The 17,655-nt window shown below is 62.8% G+C and carries 11 protein-coding genes and 1 pseudogene; 8 read left to right on the forward strand and 4 right to left on the reverse strand.

Annotation, left to right across the window (positions count from 1 at the left end; all coding sequences use genetic code 11):
* Positions 1 to 101: 101 nt before the first annotated feature.
* Both LDZ26_RS23175 and LDZ26_RS23180 read right to left on the reverse strand, forming a co-directional pair.
* Positions 102 to 1,730: a methyl-accepting chemotaxis protein gene (locus LDZ26_RS23175; RefSeq protein ID WP_244851641.1), complete on the reverse strand. Its 1,629-nt coding sequence runs from the start codon at positions 1,728 to 1,730 to the stop codon at positions 102 to 104.
* Between the two features lie 572 nt (positions 1,731 to 2,302).
* Positions 2,303 to 3,991: a methyl-accepting chemotaxis protein gene (locus LDZ26_RS23180; RefSeq protein WP_244851642.1), complete on the reverse strand. Its 1,689-nt coding sequence runs from the start codon at positions 3,989 to 3,991 to the stop codon at positions 2,303 to 2,305.
* A 223-nt stretch (positions 3,992 to 4,214) separates the two neighbouring features.
* Here LDZ26_RS23180 and LDZ26_RS23185 point away from each other — a divergent pair, with 223 nt between their 5' ends.
* A complete protein-coding gene (locus LDZ26_RS23185) occupies positions 4,215 to 5,504 on the forward strand; it encodes an MFS transporter (RefSeq protein ID WP_244851643.1) in 1,290 nt (429 codons plus the stop codon).
* Here LDZ26_RS23185 and LDZ26_RS23190 read toward each other — a convergent pair.
* Positions 5,455 to 6,543, reverse strand: coding sequence for a helix-turn-helix domain-containing protein (locus LDZ26_RS23190; RefSeq protein ID WP_244851644.1), 1,089 nt, complete (start codon positions 6,541 to 6,543; stop codon positions 5,455 to 5,457). The genes LDZ26_RS23185 and LDZ26_RS23190 overlap by 50 nt on opposite strands.
* 422 nt (positions 6,544 to 6,965) lie before the next feature.
* Here LDZ26_RS23190 and LDZ26_RS23195 point away from each other — a divergent pair, with 422 nt between their 5' ends.
* From LDZ26_RS23195 to LDZ26_RS23225, 7 genes and pseudogenes are all read left to right on the forward strand, one after another.
* Entirely contained in the window at positions 6,966 to 8,903 is a 1,938-nt protein-coding gene (locus LDZ26_RS23195) for a sigma-54-dependent Fis family transcriptional regulator (protein WP_244851645.1), read from the forward strand.
* Between the two features lie 146 nt (positions 8,904 to 9,049).
* Positions 9,050 to 9,124 (forward strand): pyrroloquinoline quinone precursor peptide PqqA, encoded by a 75-nt coding sequence (gene pqqA / locus LDZ26_RS23200; protein ID WP_157695699.1) that lies wholly within the window; start codon positions 9,050 to 9,052, stop codon positions 9,122 to 9,124.
* 383 nt (positions 9,125 to 9,507) lie between these two features.
* Positions 9,508 to 11,247, forward strand: a complete 1,740-nt coding sequence (locus LDZ26_RS23205) for a methanol/ethanol family PQQ-dependent dehydrogenase (RefSeq protein WP_244851646.1) — start codon at positions 9,508 to 9,510, stop codon at positions 11,245 to 11,247.
* Between the two features lie 85 nt (positions 11,248 to 11,332).
* Complete coding sequence (locus LDZ26_RS23210) at positions 11,333 to 12,544, forward strand: c-type cytochrome (protein ID WP_244851647.1); 1,212 nt, start codon at positions 11,333 to 11,335, stop codon at positions 12,542 to 12,544.
* A 513-nt stretch (positions 12,545 to 13,057) separates the two neighbouring features.
* Positions 13,058 to 14,578, forward strand: coding sequence for an aldehyde dehydrogenase (adh, locus tag LDZ26_RS23215; protein WP_244851648.1), 1,521 nt, complete (start codon positions 13,058 to 13,060; stop codon positions 14,576 to 14,578).
* 26 nt (positions 14,579 to 14,604) lie between these two features.
* A pseudogene (locus tag LDZ26_RS23220) lies at positions 14,605 to 15,252 on the forward strand (ABC transporter permease subunit); the annotation flags it as partial.
* Positions 15,253 to 15,344: 92 nt separating this feature from the next.
* Entirely contained in the window at positions 15,345 to 16,445 is a 1,101-nt protein-coding gene (locus LDZ26_RS23225) for a helix-turn-helix transcriptional regulator (protein ID WP_244851649.1), read from the forward strand.
* Here LDZ26_RS23225 and LDZ26_RS23230 read toward each other — a convergent pair.
* On the reverse strand, positions 16,405 to 17,640 hold the full coding sequence (locus LDZ26_RS23230) for an epoxide hydrolase family protein (RefSeq protein WP_370650775.1): 1,236 nt from the start codon (positions 17,638 to 17,640) through the stop codon (positions 16,405 to 16,407). The genes LDZ26_RS23225 and LDZ26_RS23230 overlap by 41 nt on opposite strands.
* Between the last annotated feature and the right edge of the window lie 15 nt (positions 17,641 to 17,655).

Below are 17,655 nucleotides of genomic sequence, written 5' to 3' on the forward strand. Positions count from 1 at the left end.
GAGCTCGGTTTCAGATCATGAGTTCTTGTGTTCGCTGTCTCTCGCCCCGATTGGAGGCGCGGTCAGCGAGTGCGCCGTGCACGACGGCGCACCACCGACGGTCAGCTAGTCATGAGCATCGGCATACTGGATCGACGCGCGGGCTCGGCATGGGCCGCTGCACGTGCATCGTCCGGGGACGTCGCCGCATCCAGCTTGAAGGAAGCGACCAGTTGCGTCAGTTCGGCGGCCTGATCGCGCAACGACTGGGCTGCGGCCGCGCTTTCTTCCACCAGCGCGGCGTTTTCCTGCGTGACCTGGTCCATTTGCGTAACAGCCTGATTGATCTGCTCGATGCCGTCGCTTTGCTCGCGGCTCGACGTGCTCATTTCACCGACGATGGTCGAGACGCGCGAGATGCTGCTCAGCACTTCACGAATGGTTTGCCCCGCCTCCCCGACGATCTGGCTACCGGTGTCGGCCAGGTCGACGGAATCGTCGATAAGCGTCTTGATCTCCTTGGCAGCCGTCGCGCTGCGCTGCGCGAGGCTACGCACTTCGCTCGCCACGACTGCGAAGCCACGCCCGTGCTCGCCGGCCCGCGCCGCTTCCACGGCGGCGTTGAGCGCGAGGATGTTGGTCTGGAACGCGATACCTTCGATCACGGCGATGATGTTCACGATCTCGCGCGACGAGGCGTTGATGGCTTCCATCGTATCCACGACGCGGTTCACGGCTTCCCCGCCTTTGCCCGCGATGACCGATGCATCGGATGCAACGCGGTTGGCTTCGAGCGCGTTGTCGGCGTTCTGCTTGACCGTGGAGGTCAGTTCTTCCATCGCGGCGGCCGTCTCTTCGAGGGCGCTCGCCTGCTGTTCCGTCCGGCTCGACAGGTCCATGTTCCCGCTCGCGACTTCCCGCGACGCGTGCGTGATCGTTTGCGTCGCCGTGCGCACATTGCCCACGATACCGTGCAGGTTCTCGATCATTCGCTTGAGCGCGCCCTGCAGCCTGCCGATTTCATCGCTCGACGCGACTTCCAGACGATGGGTCAGATCGCCGTCCGCCACCGCTTCGGCAAGGTTCACGGCTTCATGAATGGGCCGGGTGATGCTGCGCGTGATGACGACGCCCGTGCCGATTGCCGCGAGCACCGCACCGAGCGACAGCAGAATCATCTGTATGCGCGCGTCGTTGCCGTCTTCGGCTGCCTTCGTCACGGCTGCCTGCATGAGCGCCGCCTGATAGTCGACCATTTTGTCGACGAGCAAGTAGTAGTCGTCCTGTTGACGGGCGAGATCACCGAGATACAGCTCTCGTGCCGCCTGTTGCTCATTAGCTTTAACGAGTTCGAAGAATTTGCGTACGCTCACTCCGTAAACCGTTCGCGCGCCGATCTGCTCTTTGAAAAGCGCCTTTCCGTCGTCGCTCGTCAGCAGCTTCTCGAGTTTCGAATACGCTTGCGCATTCGCGCCACGAATCGCCACGTATTCGTCCATGTACTGCTTGGTCTGGTCTTCCGACGAAGCGAGCAGGAGTTTGCTCAAGATGCCATTGGCCTTGTAGCCATTGGTCTTGATGGTATTGCTCAACGCGATCAGCGAATAATGTTCGCTGACGACGTTGTCCATTTTCTCGTTGCTGGCTTCCAGATGCTTGGTTCCCAGCGCCGCCGTGCCGATCATCAGCGCGACAACCGCGCCGAACGCACAGCCCAGCCGAACGCCGATCTTTAGATTCTTGATGCGCATTTTGCGAATCGCTCCATGTTGTCCATTGTTTCTCCGCGTGGAGTCCTGCTGACTCGTCCTGCGCCATTTACGGTGAGTGGTTGCTCGGTTGCGCTTCTGACTGTCAGCTTTCGAAAGGAATATCGGCAATTACGGCATCGGAATTAAGGGCGTGCTGAAATAAATTCATTACCGACGGTGGCGTAGGCCGATGCGTTCGGCCAGCCTGAAGAGATTAGAGGCGGTTCTTTCGAGCGTCTCGATGCGGCGACGCTTAAGTAACTCGGGGGAAACGGCGAGGCGTGCCGGTGCGCGCATGAGCGGCGCGGTCGGAATGAGCTAACGGCGAGGGGCGGCGCCGGGGAAACTTGACGGCCGCCGATCATCTCCCGTTGCGATCACGCTTGGCCGGGGTCCGGTCGGAACGGTTGAGCTTTATGACTGCGCGAGCGCGGCCTGACGTGGCGTCAGCTGGTCGCTCGCGCGCGAAGGTATCGTGGAGCTTGTGGTGACAGCGCCGCTGACGGAGTCACGAGGGGAAGGCGCCTCCGCGCCCGAGCGGAGTCGTCGGCGACGAGAGGCAGCCTCCGGGCTTAGAACGTCGACCACTCACCATCAGCCGCCGCGCCGGCCGCTACCGGCGCAGGGGCCGTTGCCTTGACCACGCGGGTGGCCGGCGGTGTTCTCTTGACAGGCGACGGGCGCGTCGTCTGCGGCGCGCGACTGATCGTCGTCGGCGCGGCGGATGATTGGGCCGTGCGGAACACAGCGACGGCTGCGGTCAGTTGCTTCGCCTGGTCCTCCATGGAACCCGCCGCTGCCGCGGCTTCTTCCACGAGCGCCGCGTTCTGCTGAGTGACCTCGTCCATCTGCGAAATGGCCTGATTGACTTGCTCGATGCCGCGGCTCTGCTCGTTGGAAGCGGACGCGATCTCGCCCATGATGTCGTTGACGCGCTGGATGGCGGTGCCCACGCGCTTCATCGTCTCACTGGCCTGTGCGACAAGGACGGTTCCTTCATGCACTCGGCTGCCGGACGTCTCGATGAGGTCCTTGATCTCCCTTGCGGCCGTCGAGGAACGCTGCGCGAGGTTGCGAACCTCGCTGGCAACGACCGCGAAGCCCCTGCCCTGCTCGCCTGCGCGTGCCGCCTCCACTGCTGCGTTCAGCGCCAGGATGTTGGTCTGGAATGCGATCCCTTCGATCATCCCAATGATTTCGGTGATCTTGCCCGAACTCTGTTCGATCGAATCCATGGTTTGGATGACCTGACCGATGATCGCGCTGCCCTCGTTGGCAACGGCATTCGCGTTCTCGGCCAGCCCGCTCGCTTGCTGGGCGTTCTCGGAGTTCTGCTTGACCGTTGCTGTCAGCTCCTCCATGCTCGCCGCGGTTTCCTGAAGCGACGCGGCCTGCTGCTCGGTGCGGCTCGACAGATCGGTATTGCCCGCCGCAATCTGGACAGCACCCGACGAAACGGCTTCCGAACTCGTGCGAATGGTGGTCACCGTCGCTTGCAGACCGCGACGCATGTGCTCCACTGTGGCGAGAAGGCTGCGGTCGTCCCCATCCTTGAGCGGCGTAGGAGAACTAAGGTCGCCGGCTGCGATCTCTCGAACGACGCGCGCTGCGAACTGAGGCTCGCCGCCTAGTGCGCCCGTCACGTTCCGTATGGTTTTCCACGCCAATGCGGCAATGGCCGCGAGCGCCAGCGCAATCAATCCGCCGATCTGCAGCATCGTGTGCACGAACGTTGCACTGATATCGTCGGTGAAGAATCCCGTGCCGATCCACCAGCCCCACGGTTTGAACTCGACGATGCCGTTCATCTTGCCCGTCATGACGCCCGTCGACGGGTGCGTGGTGACCACCATCAGCACCGGAATATGCTCCTTATCGAGCATCTCGCGATAAAGCTCGGTGTCTGGGCGTCCGTCTGGCGCCTTGCCGAGCAAGACCTTGCCGATGTTTTCCTGTTTCCGATGCACGAGTGAGGTTCCGTCCGGCAGGCGGGCCCAGTAGTAGCTCTGGTCGGAATAATTCATCCGGTTCAGTGCCGTCTTCGTGGCGGTTTGCGCCTGCTCGGTCGTCATCGCACCGGCAACTTCCTGCTGGTGGTAGTACTCGGCCAGGTGCTCGGCCATCTTCAACATGTTCACGATCTGCGCCCGCTTGTCGTCGAGCATCGCGCGTCGCACGCTGTAGACGCTATATCCGCCGACGGCAAGCAACGCGATAAGCGCGGTAATGGCAAGCAGCGCGAGCCGAGTAGAAATCTTCATGCTAGGTTCCAGGGCGTGGTTGCGGTGGCCGCGATGCGCGGCGTTCTACCTGCTAACGGCAGCAGCCGCGACCTCTTGAATGCGGGGAAAACCATTACCCTTTCGCATGAACGCATGAACGCATGAACGCATGAACGCATAAACGACTAAGCGGCGAACTGGAAAATCCGCAAAAGCCAAGGCTAGAAACGGCCGATAACAATGCATCACTCCGCGCATATTCATGGACCACACTGAGCATCGAAAGTCGCCCGCCGATCTGAAACGCCTCATCGTCGCGACGGTGATCAGCAACGGCTTCGTTGCGTATGACTTCACCGTGTACGGTTTCTCCGCAGCGATGATCGGTCGGCTGTTCTTTCCCGCGCACGACGCCGCTTCGTCTCTGCTGCTTTCGCTCGCGACGTTCGGCGCCGGCTTCGTGATGCGTCCGCTCGGCGCCATGCTGATCGGACGATACGCGGACCGTCGCGGCCGCGATGCGGGCATGCGCCTGTCCATCGCCCTGATGGCGGCAGGCACGTGGCTCATCGCGTGTCTGCCGACGCCCGCGATGATCGGCGCGAGCGCGACCGTCATGATCGTGTTGGCGCGGCTCATGCAAGGACTGGCGGCGGGCGGCGAGATCGGCCCGGCATCCGCGCTGCTGATGGAGTCGGTGCCTTATGAACGGCGCTGCTTCATGGTCAGTTGGCGGGGCGCGAGCCAGGGTGCCGCAGCATGCGTGGCTGCGCTCGTCGGCGCGTGCACGTCCGCGCTGCTGTCGCACGACCAGCTCGTGCAATGGGGATGGCGCGTGCCCTTCGTCATCGGCGGATTGATCGCGCCGCTCGGCTGGTGGCTTCGTCGCGTACCGGGCGATGCGTCGCCATCGAAGCCGCGTCCCGCGCGCACGCCGCTTCGGATGGTGCTTCGCGAGCACGCACGGCCTCTCGCATGCGGCATGTTGATGATGGCCGCGCCTTCGTCGAGCATTTACATTGCCGTGCTGTACATGCCGAACTACCTGACGCATACGTTGCATCGGCCGCCCGCGATCAGCTTTCTGATCGCGTCGCTCTCGGGCCTCGTGATTCTTGTCGTGACACCGCTCGTCGCGCTCGCCGCAGATCGGCTGATGAGCCGCAAGACGCTGCAGTATGCATCGCTCGTCGGCGCGCTTGTCACGGCTTTCCCGGCCTTCCACGCGCTGACACGAGGAGCGCCCGACACGCTCGCACTCGTGATCGTATTGCTCTATGTCGCTATTGCGTTGAACAACGCGGGCGCAGGTTCCGTGCTGATGCTCGAAGCGTTCCCGAAGCATCGGCGCGCAGCAAGCCTGTCGGTCGTCTATACGTTCGGGGCTGTGGTCTTCGGCGGATTCTCGCCGCTCGCCGTCGCATGGCTCATCGACGCGACCGGCAACGCGATGACGCCCGCGTGGTATCTGGTCGCCGCAAACGGCCTGGCGCTGCTCGCACTCAGCCGCTTCCCCGAACGCCCCTTGAATGCGCGGCGTGCATGCGCATGACGGGATCGCTCGCCGCCGCGCGCAACAGGTCCTGTGCGCGCAGCCGCATGTCGAGCGGAGTCACATCGAAGGCGCGATAAAACGCGCGCGTGAAATCCGACGTGCTCTTGAAACCGAGACTCATCGCGATGTCGGCAATCGGCCGATCCGGAAAGCGCGCGAGTTTATCGGCAGCTTCGCGCAAACGGCGACTGCCGATGTACGCGCGAAGGCCGCCTTCCTGCTCGAACCCTCGATAAAGAGCCTCGCGGTCGAGACCGAGTGCATCGACGATCTTTGCCGGCGTGAGATCCGCCCGATGCAGGTGCGTCTCGACATAGTGCTTCACCTGTCGTTTCGCCGCGAATCGCAGCGTGTCGCCCAAGTCGTGCATGTCGTGCAAGGCATCCGCGTTGTCGGCAAATGCGGCGAGCATGAGTTGCGCGCCGGCACCGAGCGCGTCGATGGCTTCGGACCGGTTCAGCGTCGGCAGTGCGTGTGCGACCGCTTCGAAATGCCGGAAGACCTCGCGCGCGAGTGGCGCGTCTTCGGGCAAGACGCGGCCGTGCAGCGCATCACAGTCGCCGATATGCGCTGCCACGACCGAACGCGGCAGGAACATGGTCAGCACGCGGCACGCGGGACGCTCGATGCGAAAGCGCTGGTTCAGATCGAACGCCGCGATTCCACGCACCGAATCCGGCGCGCTGCGCTTCTTGCGCACGCCGCTGACATGGCCGGACTCGCCTTCCGCATAAACGTGAAACACAAAATCGTGGCGTGTATCCGTCGACACGCGCGCGATCGACCGCTCGAGCACCAGCGCTTCGGTGCGCGCTTGCGTGAACACCAGCCCGCCCGCCGCATGAAGGTCGATACTGCCCGCGAAGCCGCGCGCGATCTGATCCTTGTCGGGCAATACGTCGACGACGTGCCCCACGCGGTCGCGCCATGCGAGCAATTGACGCTCGCGCGGGAACGTCAGCGTCGAAAAGCGCGTGGCTAGCGTAGGCGGACTGCTCGGCGGGCATGATGGGATGTCGAGTTCGGTCCGTTTCATGTTCGATAACTTGCGGGCGCACGATGCGGTCCAGCGAAGCCGCACAGAAGGTTTACGGCTGGATAAGACCAAATCTACAGGCCGGCGTTCGATCCTCTTTCGATATTTGCCGCCACCGGTTTGCCTATGGAGAACTCAATGAGCAATCTCCCGCGCGCTCTCACGTTTTGCGGCGTAGTGGAAAGCGCGAATCCACGCCGAAATATTTGTGTTCGATCAAGCGCCTGCCCCGGCAGACCGCTGTAGCATGGGTCCGAGAACACCTGCCACCGGCGCGAGACACTTCACTGCGCCGCCCCTCGCCGTCCCTATACTTTCTTTTGCTGTAGAAGTCGACGCGTGGCGCACATTGGCCCGGTGCTTGCTTGTTTCGGCGCCACACTATCCGGCGAATCGACCGGCACTTGCACAAGGAGGAGACGATGCAAGACGAGATCCGCGAGATCGCGGGCATCCCCGATGAAAGGGAAAACGGTTGGCTCATCCCGGCGATCCGCAACGCCCATCAGCGATCGGAGACCTTCGGCCTCCACGCTTCCACGCGCCCCGACTACGACGTCCTCACCCGCGCCGACCTGCTGCTCAAGCTCGAGCAGAACCGCGTGCTATGCGCGCACGCGACGCCGGTCATGGAAAGCCTGCGGGAGCAGATCGTCAATACGCAAAGCATGATCGTTCTCACGGACGCGCAAGGCCTGATCCTCCACTCCACCGGTGACGACGACTTCCTCGCGCGCGCCGAGAAGGTCGCGCTCAGAGCGGGAGCAAACTGGGCGGAGGAACGACAAGGCACGAATGCAATCGGCACCGCGATCGCCGAACGCTCGGCCACGGTCGTGCATGGCGACCAGCACTATCTCGCGGCCAACCGTTTCCTCACCTGTTCGAGCGTGCCGATCCTCGATCCATACGGTGATCTGATCGGCGTGCTCGACGTAACGGGCGATCATCGCAGCTACCATCGACACACGATGGCGCTCGCGCGCATGTCGGTGCAGATGATCGAAAACCACCTGTTTTCCAGCACTTTTCAGGGCATGCTGCAGATTTCCTTCCACGGCCGGCCGGAATTTCTCGGCACGCTCATGGAAGGAATCATGGCGTTCAGCTTCGATGGCCGCTTCCTGTCGGCCAATCGCAGCGCACAATTCCAGTTCGGCCTGCCGCTGTCGGCGTTGCGCGCGCATACGCTTTCGTCGCTCTTCGGCCTGACGAGCGCGCAACTGATCGATCGTTCGCAAGCGAGCCGCGCGCCGCACATTTCGCTCAACCTGAACAACGGCACCGTCGTCTGCGCGCGCGTGCGCCTCGACCGCGCGCCCTTCGCCGACGCGACGACGCCCGCCGCACGGCCTGCCCCGCGCGCGTTGGCTCCTTGCGAGCCGTCGTCCAGGCTCGCATCGCTCGAGACGGGCGATGCCAGAATCTCGGCCGTGATCGGCAAGGTGCGCAAGGTCATCGGCAAGGGTATCCCCATCCTCATCACCGGCGAAACGGGCACGGGCAAGGAACTCCTCGCGCAAGCCATTCACAGCGATTCGCCGCGTCGCGGGGGGCCGTTTATCGCGGTGAACTGCGCATCGATCCCGGAAAACCTGATCGAATCCGAGCTGTTCGGGTACGAGGAAGGCGCATTCACGGGCGCGCGGCGCAAAGGCGCGGCGGGCAAGGTGCTTCAGGCGAACGGCGGCACGCTTTTCCTGGATGAAATCGGCGACATGCCCTACCACTTGCAGGTGCGGCTGCTTCGCGTGCTCCAGGAGCGCGTGATCGATCCGCTCGGCTCAAGCAAGTCCATACCGGTGGACGTGGCGATCATTTGCGCGACGCACCGCAATCTGCGCGAGATGATCGCTCAGAACACGTTCCGCGAAGACCTGTACTATCGGATCAACGGGCTCGTGGTCAAGCTGCCGCCCTTGCGCGAACGCACCGACCTCGCCGTCGTCATCACGAACATGATGCGGACGTTGAGCGCCGAAGAAGCATGCAACACGCGTCTGTCCATCGATGACGACGTCTTGGCACTGTTCGAACGCTACGCGTGGCCGGGAAACTTCAGGCAGTTGTGCAACGTGTTGCGCACCGCCGCCGCGATGGTCGACGACGATGGCTGCATCCGCCGCGAGCATCTTCCCGAAGACTTCTTCGATGACCCGCGCGTCCCTACGCCAGCCGTCAGTGAAGCAAGCGTTTCATCGGCATTGGATGGTGAACGGCTCGAAGAGGTCACCGTGGCCGTCATTGCCGCGGCGCTCGCGCGTCATCATGGCAATGTGTCGGCCGCGGCGCGCGCGCTCGGGATCTCACGGAATACGATCTATCGCAAGATGCCCGGCTGTTCATCCATGGAGCAGTGAACTGTTGCCCGGGTGTTGCACTTTGGAGCACTCCGGTGCCGGAGCGTGTTGCGCGCGATCTCTTTGTCGAAGGCATGGACCTTGCACCTTTGAGCGCCGGTTGCGAAACGGTTCGCGACCGCTCACGCATCATTCAAGGAGACGCCATGCAATGGACTAAACCCGCCTTCACCGATCTGCGCTTCGGCTTCGAAATCACGATGTATATCGCCACGCGCTGAAGCCTCAATAAGCATATGTCCGGCTCGGAGCGGGATCGGTCCGGACATATGCTCCTCCTCCACTATTCCCTCCACATTATGTAGGGGTCCGAAGTCTTCAGCGACCCTGAGACGCGACGCGCCTTGTAACGACTGATCGTGCCACTGCCCCATCCGGCAACACTCGACGTCCCACTACTCCACATTGCAACACCCGTGCATCCATGCGCTGCGGCATGAGCTCGAGTTGCATCGACCGCCGCGTCCGCATGGGGCAAGCCTGTCAGGCGCTTCCTCGATCAATGGCACGTGAGTTGCCTTGACGATGCGGCAACCGTTTCGCGTGTCTATCGTTATCGGACACGCAAGAGAGAAGACGTTGCATTCATATCCAGGAGACGACGATGAAGACTCGACCAGTCCCGGCGATGCGCTTGGCGGCCCTTGCAGCAGGGGCCGCGGTGACATTCGCTTTTGCACAGCATCAGGCCATCGCGGCGGATGGCACGCCGGCGCAATACTCCGATGTCACTTATGAACGCCTGACAAGCGCGCAGGACGACCCGGGCTGGCTCACGTACTACCGCACCTACAACGGTCATGCTCACTCTCCGCTCAAGCAGATCGACACACGCAACGTCAAGGACCTGAAGCAGGCATGGAGCTACAAGTTTCCCGCTGAGCTGCAGCAGGGTTTCGAAGCGACGCCCATCGTCAACGGGCGCTTTATGTTCGTGACGACGCCCAAGGACAACGTCTACGCATTCGATGCCGCGACGGGCAAGCAGCTTTGGAAGTACGAGCCGCAACTCGACGCCAAGTCGTTCAAGACCGCCTGTTGCGACGTGGTGAATCGCGGGGTCGCGCTCTACGGAAAGAACGTCTACGTCGCGATGCTGAACGGCGAAGTGGCCGCGCTCGATGCACAAACCGGCGCACTCGTATGGAAGAAGGCCATGTTCGATCCGGGCATGGGCTACGCATTCTCGCTTGCGCCGCTCGCCCTCGACGGCGCACTCGTCGTCGGCAGTTCGGGCGGCGAGTACGGCGCGCGCGGTTTCATCGCAGCGCTCGATCCCAACGATGGCAAGTTGCTGTGGAAGCGCTTCACGGTGCCCGGCGCGAAGGAGCCGGGCGGCGACACGTGGCCCGATGGCATGCAGGAACATGGCGGCGCGCCCGCATGGCTCACCGGCACCTACGACGCGGCAAGCAAGACGCTCTACTGGGGCGTGGGCAATCCCGGGCCGTGGCTTGCCGACCTGCGGCCCGGCGATAACCTGTATTCGGATTCACTGCTCGCGCTCGATCCGAAGACGGGCGATCTCAAGTGGCATTATCAGTACACGACGCATGATACGTGGGACTACGACGGCGTGAACACGCCGGTGCTCGCCAACGTCAAGTATCAGGGCAAGGACTACGACGCGATCATTCATGCGGACCGCAACGGCTTCTTCCATGCCATTGATCGCAGCAACGGCAAGCTGATCTACGCGCGGCCGTTCGTGAAGGCCACATCGGTCACGGGCTATACCGCTGATGGCAAACCGGTGCAGGATGCCGCGAAATACCCGAAAACAGGCACGACCATCGAGACGTGTCCCAGCTTCCTTGGCGGCAAGAACTGGTGGTCCGTGTCGTACGATCCCGAGACACACCTTGCCATCGTGCCCGCGCTGCATGCGTGCATGTCCTTGTCCGGCAAGTCGGTGAACTACATGGAAGGCCTGCCCTATCTCGGAGAAGGCTTCGAGATCAAGCCTGAGCCTGGCAGCAAGGGCTATGGCGAACTGCAGGCGATCGACGTCGATACCGGCAAGAAGGTGTGGAGCTATTGGACCAAGCTGCCATGGAACGGCGGCGTGGCGACCACGGCGGGCGGCCTTGCGTTCAGCGGCTCGCTCGACGGCCACTTGCTTGCGTTCGACGAAAAGACGGGCAAGGTTCTGTGGAAGAGCCCGAAGCTCGCGAGCGGCATCATCGCGCAGCCTTCGGTGTATGAGATCGACGGCAAGGAATATGTCGCCATTCTCGCGGGCTACGGCGGCGCCAATCCGATCTGGGGCGGTCCGATGGCCAAGGTCGCCGACAAGGTGCCGCGCGGCGGCACGCTCTATGTGTTCGCGCTCAATCGTACGTGAAGCGCACCTGAACCGCTGATCGGACCGCAGGGCGCCACGTCTTTCGCGCGCTCTGCGGCGCTCTCATACCACCGGACGTCTGGCCATGACTCATTCACTCCACACCTTTCGCGCGGCGGGGATGCTCGCGGCATTCATCGCGCTCGCTCCTTCCGTGTCCCATCCCACGGTAAAAATCTGCACGTTTCCCGGTAGTCCGTCTGCGTCTCTGGATCGCGCCGTCGCACAAGCGGTCTTCGCGCGCGCCAACATTCCGATCGAGTTCGTCCATGGTATCGGCGAAGGCGATGACGACGGCGTTTCGCTCAGGGAACTCGACAAGCTGCTCACTCGCGATTGCGACGTGATCGCAGGCTTCCCGCGTTCGACGGTCGCCGATGCTTCCGGCGGCAAAATGCGCTTTTCCAGCGGTTATCTGCGTGCGGGATATGTGAGCGTCGAGGCGCCCGGCACCGTGTTACAGGGCGCAGCGAAGCGCACCGTCGCGGCCACGTATGCGAGTCCAGCGCAACTTATCGCCGTGCAGCAGAAGGACGTGACGCTCGATCTCGAGAATAGCTGCGCATCGACGGTCGACGCAGTGGCGACCGGACGCGCGCGAAAGGCCATCGTGTGGTATCCGGCCGTCGTCGCTTATCGCCTGATGCATCCGCAGCGCAGCTTCGATATCGCGCTCGCCGACTCGCCGTATGCGCAATGGCAGCTCTCTTTCGCGTTCGGCGCCAGGGCCGCTGCATCGCGCCCGCTGATCGACGAAACGCTCTCGGCCATGCGCAAGGATGGCGCGCTTCAGGCGCTGACGAAGCAGTGGACCTTGCCCGTGCAAACGACATCGACCGGTTATCTCGACAAGCCGTCGACGGCATCGCCTTCAGTCGGGGGCATCATGCTCGCGAACGCGAACGCCTCGCGCATGGGCCGCAACATCAAGGTTTCGAACGAAGTCGGCGCAGAGCCGCCATCATTCGAACAGGCTCAGACCTCGCACGGAAAGACGCTATATGGAAGCTCGTGCGCGAAGTGCCACGGCGCGCAACTTCAGGGGGTGACGGCGCCCGCATTGCAGGGGCCGTCGTTTGCACCGCCGGCGAATTCGCATCTGACGGTCGGCGGAATATTCACCTACATGGCGACCAACATGCCCGCCGATCGCCCGGGCAAGATGAAGGATCAGGACTATGCGGACATCATGGCGTTCCTGCTCATGTCGAACGGATACAAGCCAGGCCCGACCAAGATGACCGCCGACATTGCACGTGCCTCGAAGCTGCCGCTGAACGCGGGGCCTGGTCATTGATTCGGCCTCGGCGGACGTGCACCGCGCGCCTTCGATCTCGAAGGGGCGCGGTGAATCGACAGCGCTTGCAGCCACGCGGCTACGGTCCGTGAGCTGCCCTCATACTGTTCCCACACCGCCTGCGCTCTGTTCCATCGACTCCGCGATCGGCGCCGCGAATGCGGCAAGGCGTGTGACTTTCGCGTCACGCATCGTCACCGCGTACCAACACCAGGCGGCAGGCAAGAGCTTGGCTCAACGTGGGTATCCCCACCCTTCCATCGTATCGGCGCTACGCGCCCGCTCTAAGCGTTCACGCCAAGACCCCGATTCACGAGTGCTACAGCACGATACACCTGTCGCGAATATGAACAGCCGCCGCCTGCGCCCGCAACGCACGGTCTCGCCCAAACCCACGCTGCGCATGACGATGCCGCGCGCGCGGTCAATGGCATGGAACTCGCAATGTACTGGCAGCGGCGGCGCGCATCGCCAGCGCTGGACCGCTTCTATCGACATGCGAGGAGCACACAGATGAACCATGCGGAGATGCAGTTCCTGAGCACCGACTATCCGTACAAGAAGCAGTATGGAAATTTCATCGGCGGCAAGTGGGTGCCGCCCGTCGGCGGCGAATACTTCGACGACATCTCGCCTATCACAGGCGAGCCGTTCACCTCCATTCCACGTTCGCGCGAAGCGGACATCGAAGCCGCCCTCGATGCGGCTCATGCCGCGAAGGCATCGTGGGGCAAGACGTCCACAACGGACCGGGCCAATGTGCTGATGAAGATAGCGGATCGCATGGAAGCGAACCTCGCGCGGCTCGCGGTAGCCGAATCGATCGACAACGGCAAGCCGCTGCGCGAGACGATGGCGGCCGATATTCCGCTCGCCATCGATCATTTCCGCTATTTCGCGAGCGCCGCCCGCGCGCAGGAAGGCTCCATTTCGCAGATCGACGAGGACACCGTCGCGTATCACTTCCATGAACCGCTCGGCGTCGTCGGTCAGATCATCCCGTGGAACTTCCCCATCTTGATGGCCGTATGGAAGCTCGCGCCCGCGCTTGCGGCCGGGAACTGTGTGGTGCTGAAGCCCGCGGAACAGACGCCCGCGTCGCTGCTCGTGCTGCTCGAGGCCATTCAAGACTTGTTGCCGCCGGGCGTGGTGAACGTGGTCAACGGCTTCGGGCTCGAAGCCGGCAAGCCACTCGCATCGAACAAGCGCATCGCGAAGATCGCGTTCACCGGCGAAACGACGACAGGGCGCCTCATCATGCAGTACGCCAGCCAGAATCTGATACCCGTGACACTGGAACTCGGCGGCAAGAGCCCGAATATCTTCTTTGCCGACGTGCTCAATGCAGACGACAGCTTCTTCGACAAGGCGCTCGAAGGCTTCGCGATGTTCGCGCTCAACCAGGGCGAAGTGTGTACGTGCCCATCGCGTGCGCTGATCGAAGAGTCCATCTACGAGCGCTTCATGGAGCGCGCGCTCAAGCGTGTCGCGGCAATCACGCAAGGGCATCCGCTGGACACGAAGACGATGATCGGCGCGCAGGCCTCGCAGGAGCAGCTCGAAAAGATTCTGGCTTACATCGACCTCGGCAAGCAGGAAGGCGCGGACTGTCTCATCGGCGGCGAACGCAATGCGCTCGAAGGCGAGCTTGCCAAAGGCTTCTACGTGAAGCCGACAGTATTTCGCGGCCACAACAAGATGCGCATCTTTCAGGAAGAGATCTTCGGACCGGTGCTGTCGGTGACGACATTCAAAAACGAAGAAGAGGCGCTCGCCATTGCGAACGACACGCTCTATGGCCTCGGAGCAGGCGTCTGGACGCGCGACGGCACGCGGGCGTATCGCTTCGGGCGCGCAATCCAGGCGGGCCGCGTATGGACCAACTGCTATCACGCGTATCCGGCGCACGCGGCGTTCGGCGGCTACAAGCAATCGGGCATCGGGCGCGAGAACCACAAGATGATGCTCGATCACTACCAGCAGACGAAGAACCTGCTCGTGAGCTATAGCGAAAAGCCGCTTGGTTTCTTCTAACCTTCGAGCGCGCGGAGCCGCCGCAATGGCGCGCATTCGTCGACGCCTGGCATGGCCGTCTTCAGGGCGGCCTGCCGCTCTCCGACCATCTGCTCTGGAGCGCGATCCGCGTGTTCGGCGCGTTCGCGCTGGCGGTCGTCACGGCCGTGCCCGTCGGCATCGCGATGGGCGTGAGCCGCATTGCGCGCGGGGTGCTGGACCCGCCGCTGGAGTTCTATCGGCCGCTGCCGCCGCTCGCGTATCTGCCGCTCGTCGTCATCTGGTTCGGCATCGACGAGACCGCGAAGATTGTCGTCATCTGGCTCGCGTGCTTCGCGCCCATCGCGATGGCCGCGCGTGCCGGCGTGCGCAGCGCGAGCGCCGAGCAGGTCAACGCGGCGTGGTCGCTCGGCGCGAACTTCCGGCAGGTGGTGTGGCACGTCGTATTGCCCGCGGCGCTGCCTGAAATATTGACGGGCTTGCGCATCGCCGTGGGCTTTGGCTGGACGACGCTCGTTGCGGCCGAGATGGTCGCCGCCACGGCCGGCCTCGGTCAGATGGTGCTCAATGCGTCGAGCTTTCTGCGCACGGACGTGGTCGTCATGGGAATCATGCTGATCGGAGCGATTGCGTGGATCTTCGACTACGGCATGCGCGCGCTGGAACGGCGGCTCGTGCCGTGGAAGGGGCGTTGAAGGTCTCGCCTGCAGGCGCATGCCGCGGTCGCGCATGCCCAAGCGGCACGCGTGTTGCTTCCCGGCGATGCTGAAAGCCGCTGGAGGTAGCCATGAAACGCATATCGGCGCAGCAGGAGCTTCAAAGCAGCGCCCGCTCGATCGTGCAACCATTGGCCGCGAGACTGGGCGCGCGAAGCTATCTGTATTTCGAACTCGGTGCAACGCCAGCCAAAGACCTGACGATCTCGGTCCGGTATCGTCCGCCCGAAGAGGTCGTGCTGTCGGAATATGGCGAACGGTTCTATGAAGACGATCCGTTGACGCGGCCCTTCCGCTCGTGGCTGCAAGGAGAAGGGACAACGGTTCCCGAACCGCTTGTCGTCGCACTGCGCGAACTGCCGCAACTTGCGAAGACGAGCTACGAGACGCGCTTTCTCCACCGCGCACGAATCTACGACGTCATCGGCCTCGGGATACCGATGTCGCTTGCTGGCGCGCGCAAGGTCGTTTGCTTCGGCATGCATAGACGTGCGACGGAACCGTGGTTCACTGCGTCCGAAGCGAAGACGCTGCGGCGCGCCGCGACCGCGCTGCGCGTGAACGCAGAGAACCTCGCGCTTCGCGAGCAACTCGCACTGCGCGACCGGGTTACGGATGCTTTCTCGCGCAGCGGTTCGCACAACTGGATACTGTTCGACTCGCACTTGCGCGTGCGTGACATGAGAGGAGACGCGCTATGCCGGTCAGGCGCGCGTTCAACGATCGTCGAGCGCATACGAGCGCAGCTCGAAGCATGTCGCTGCGCCAGGGACAGCCATACGCGTTCGATCAGCCTGCGCGTTCATTTAGGCGTGGAAGAAGACGCTGCCGCAACGCTTGCCGCCCGGGAAATCGCAGGCGAAGGAGGCGAGCGATGGTGGCTCGTCCACACCGACACGGCCCCCCGCTCAATCACAAGCAGGGGCTTCGATTCATTCTTCGACGCCGCAGGACTCACAGCGCGCGAGCGAGAAGTGGCTCGCGTAGTCGCCGAGGGCGCAAGTAATGCGGCCGTCGCGAGAGCCCTCGGCATCTCGGTGCTCACGGTTGAAAACCACCTGCGATCGGTGTACGGCAAACTCGGCGTTTCGAGCCGCCTGCAAATGCTTCGCGCGATGCACGATGCCTCCCCTACCTCAACTCCCGAGCGAAGCCACGCAAGTCGTCAATGAGTGCATCGGGGTCCTCGTAGAACGGAAAGTGTCCGCCCGTCGGCATGGTCGTGTAGCGCACGACCGAGTGCGACAGAGCAGCGACCTCGCGTGGCGGCATGGGGAATACGGGATCGCGATACGCCGCGAGTGCGACGGGCACCTCGATGGACCGTCCTCGCGGAAGCGTTTGATACCCTTCCAGACCTTCCGCGACGTAGATCCATGTCGAAGGTCCGAAGCTGTCCGTGACCAGGTAAAGCATGATCTCGGTCAGGAGCCGGTCCATTGATATCGCGTCGCCGAATGATCGTTGCGACAGATCCGACCATGCGTGAAAGGCTTCTGCAATCCATGCGGCGACTCCGACCGGGCTGTCGAACATCGAATACGCCAGCTTGAGCGGCTTCGTTGCCTGAATCCGCGCATAGGCGCTCTCGTTCTTCCACAACTCGGCTTCGCGCGCGGCGAACGAGCGTTCGTTCGCATCGGCATTCTCACTCACAGCACCCGTGCGAGGCGCGGCGCCGTGATGACGGACGCTCTGCATCGTCAGATGGAGCCCGCGGATATGCGCGCGATGATGGAACCCGAGCATCTCCGCGATGGCACTGCCCCAATCGCCGCCGTGGACCAGGTACTCGTCATAGCCGAGCGCTTGCGTCATTAGCTCGTTGAAAAGCGACGCAATGCGTCGCGGGCCGATGGGCGTTGCCGGTGGCGGCGAAAAGTCATAGCCGGGCAGAGAGGGAATGACAACGCTGAAAGCGTCTTCTTCGCGACCGCCGAAGCGCTCGGGGTGGGCAAGCGGCTCTAGCAAGTGAAGATAGCTTGCGAACGTGTAGGGCCAGCCGTGGATGATCAAGAGCGGGCGCGGTCGCGCTCCAGAACCTCGCTCGTGAACGAAGTGGAGTTCCTGACCGTCGATATTCGTTAGAAAATGTTCGGCGGCGTTGATGTTTCGCTCGGCCTCCCGCCATTGGTACTCGGTTAGCCAGTACTCGCACAATGCGCGCATCCATGCAGCAGGTGGTCCATACCGCCAATCGGCGGCGTCGCGCGGCTCGGGAAATCGGTGCCAACGATAAGACCGTATGCGTTCCCGGATGCGGGAGAGGTCTTCGTCCGGAACGTGGACGCGAAACGGAGTCAACGACATGATGGCGTCTCCATGATTGCGACACTTCATCATGGCCGGATGAGCCGAACCTGTCATGACGGAATTCCGTCA

It is taken from the genome of Caballeronia sp. SL2Y3, assembly GCF_022879575.1.
In the GTDB taxonomy this organism is placed as follows: Bacteria; Pseudomonadota; Gammaproteobacteria; order Burkholderiales; family Burkholderiaceae; genus Caballeronia.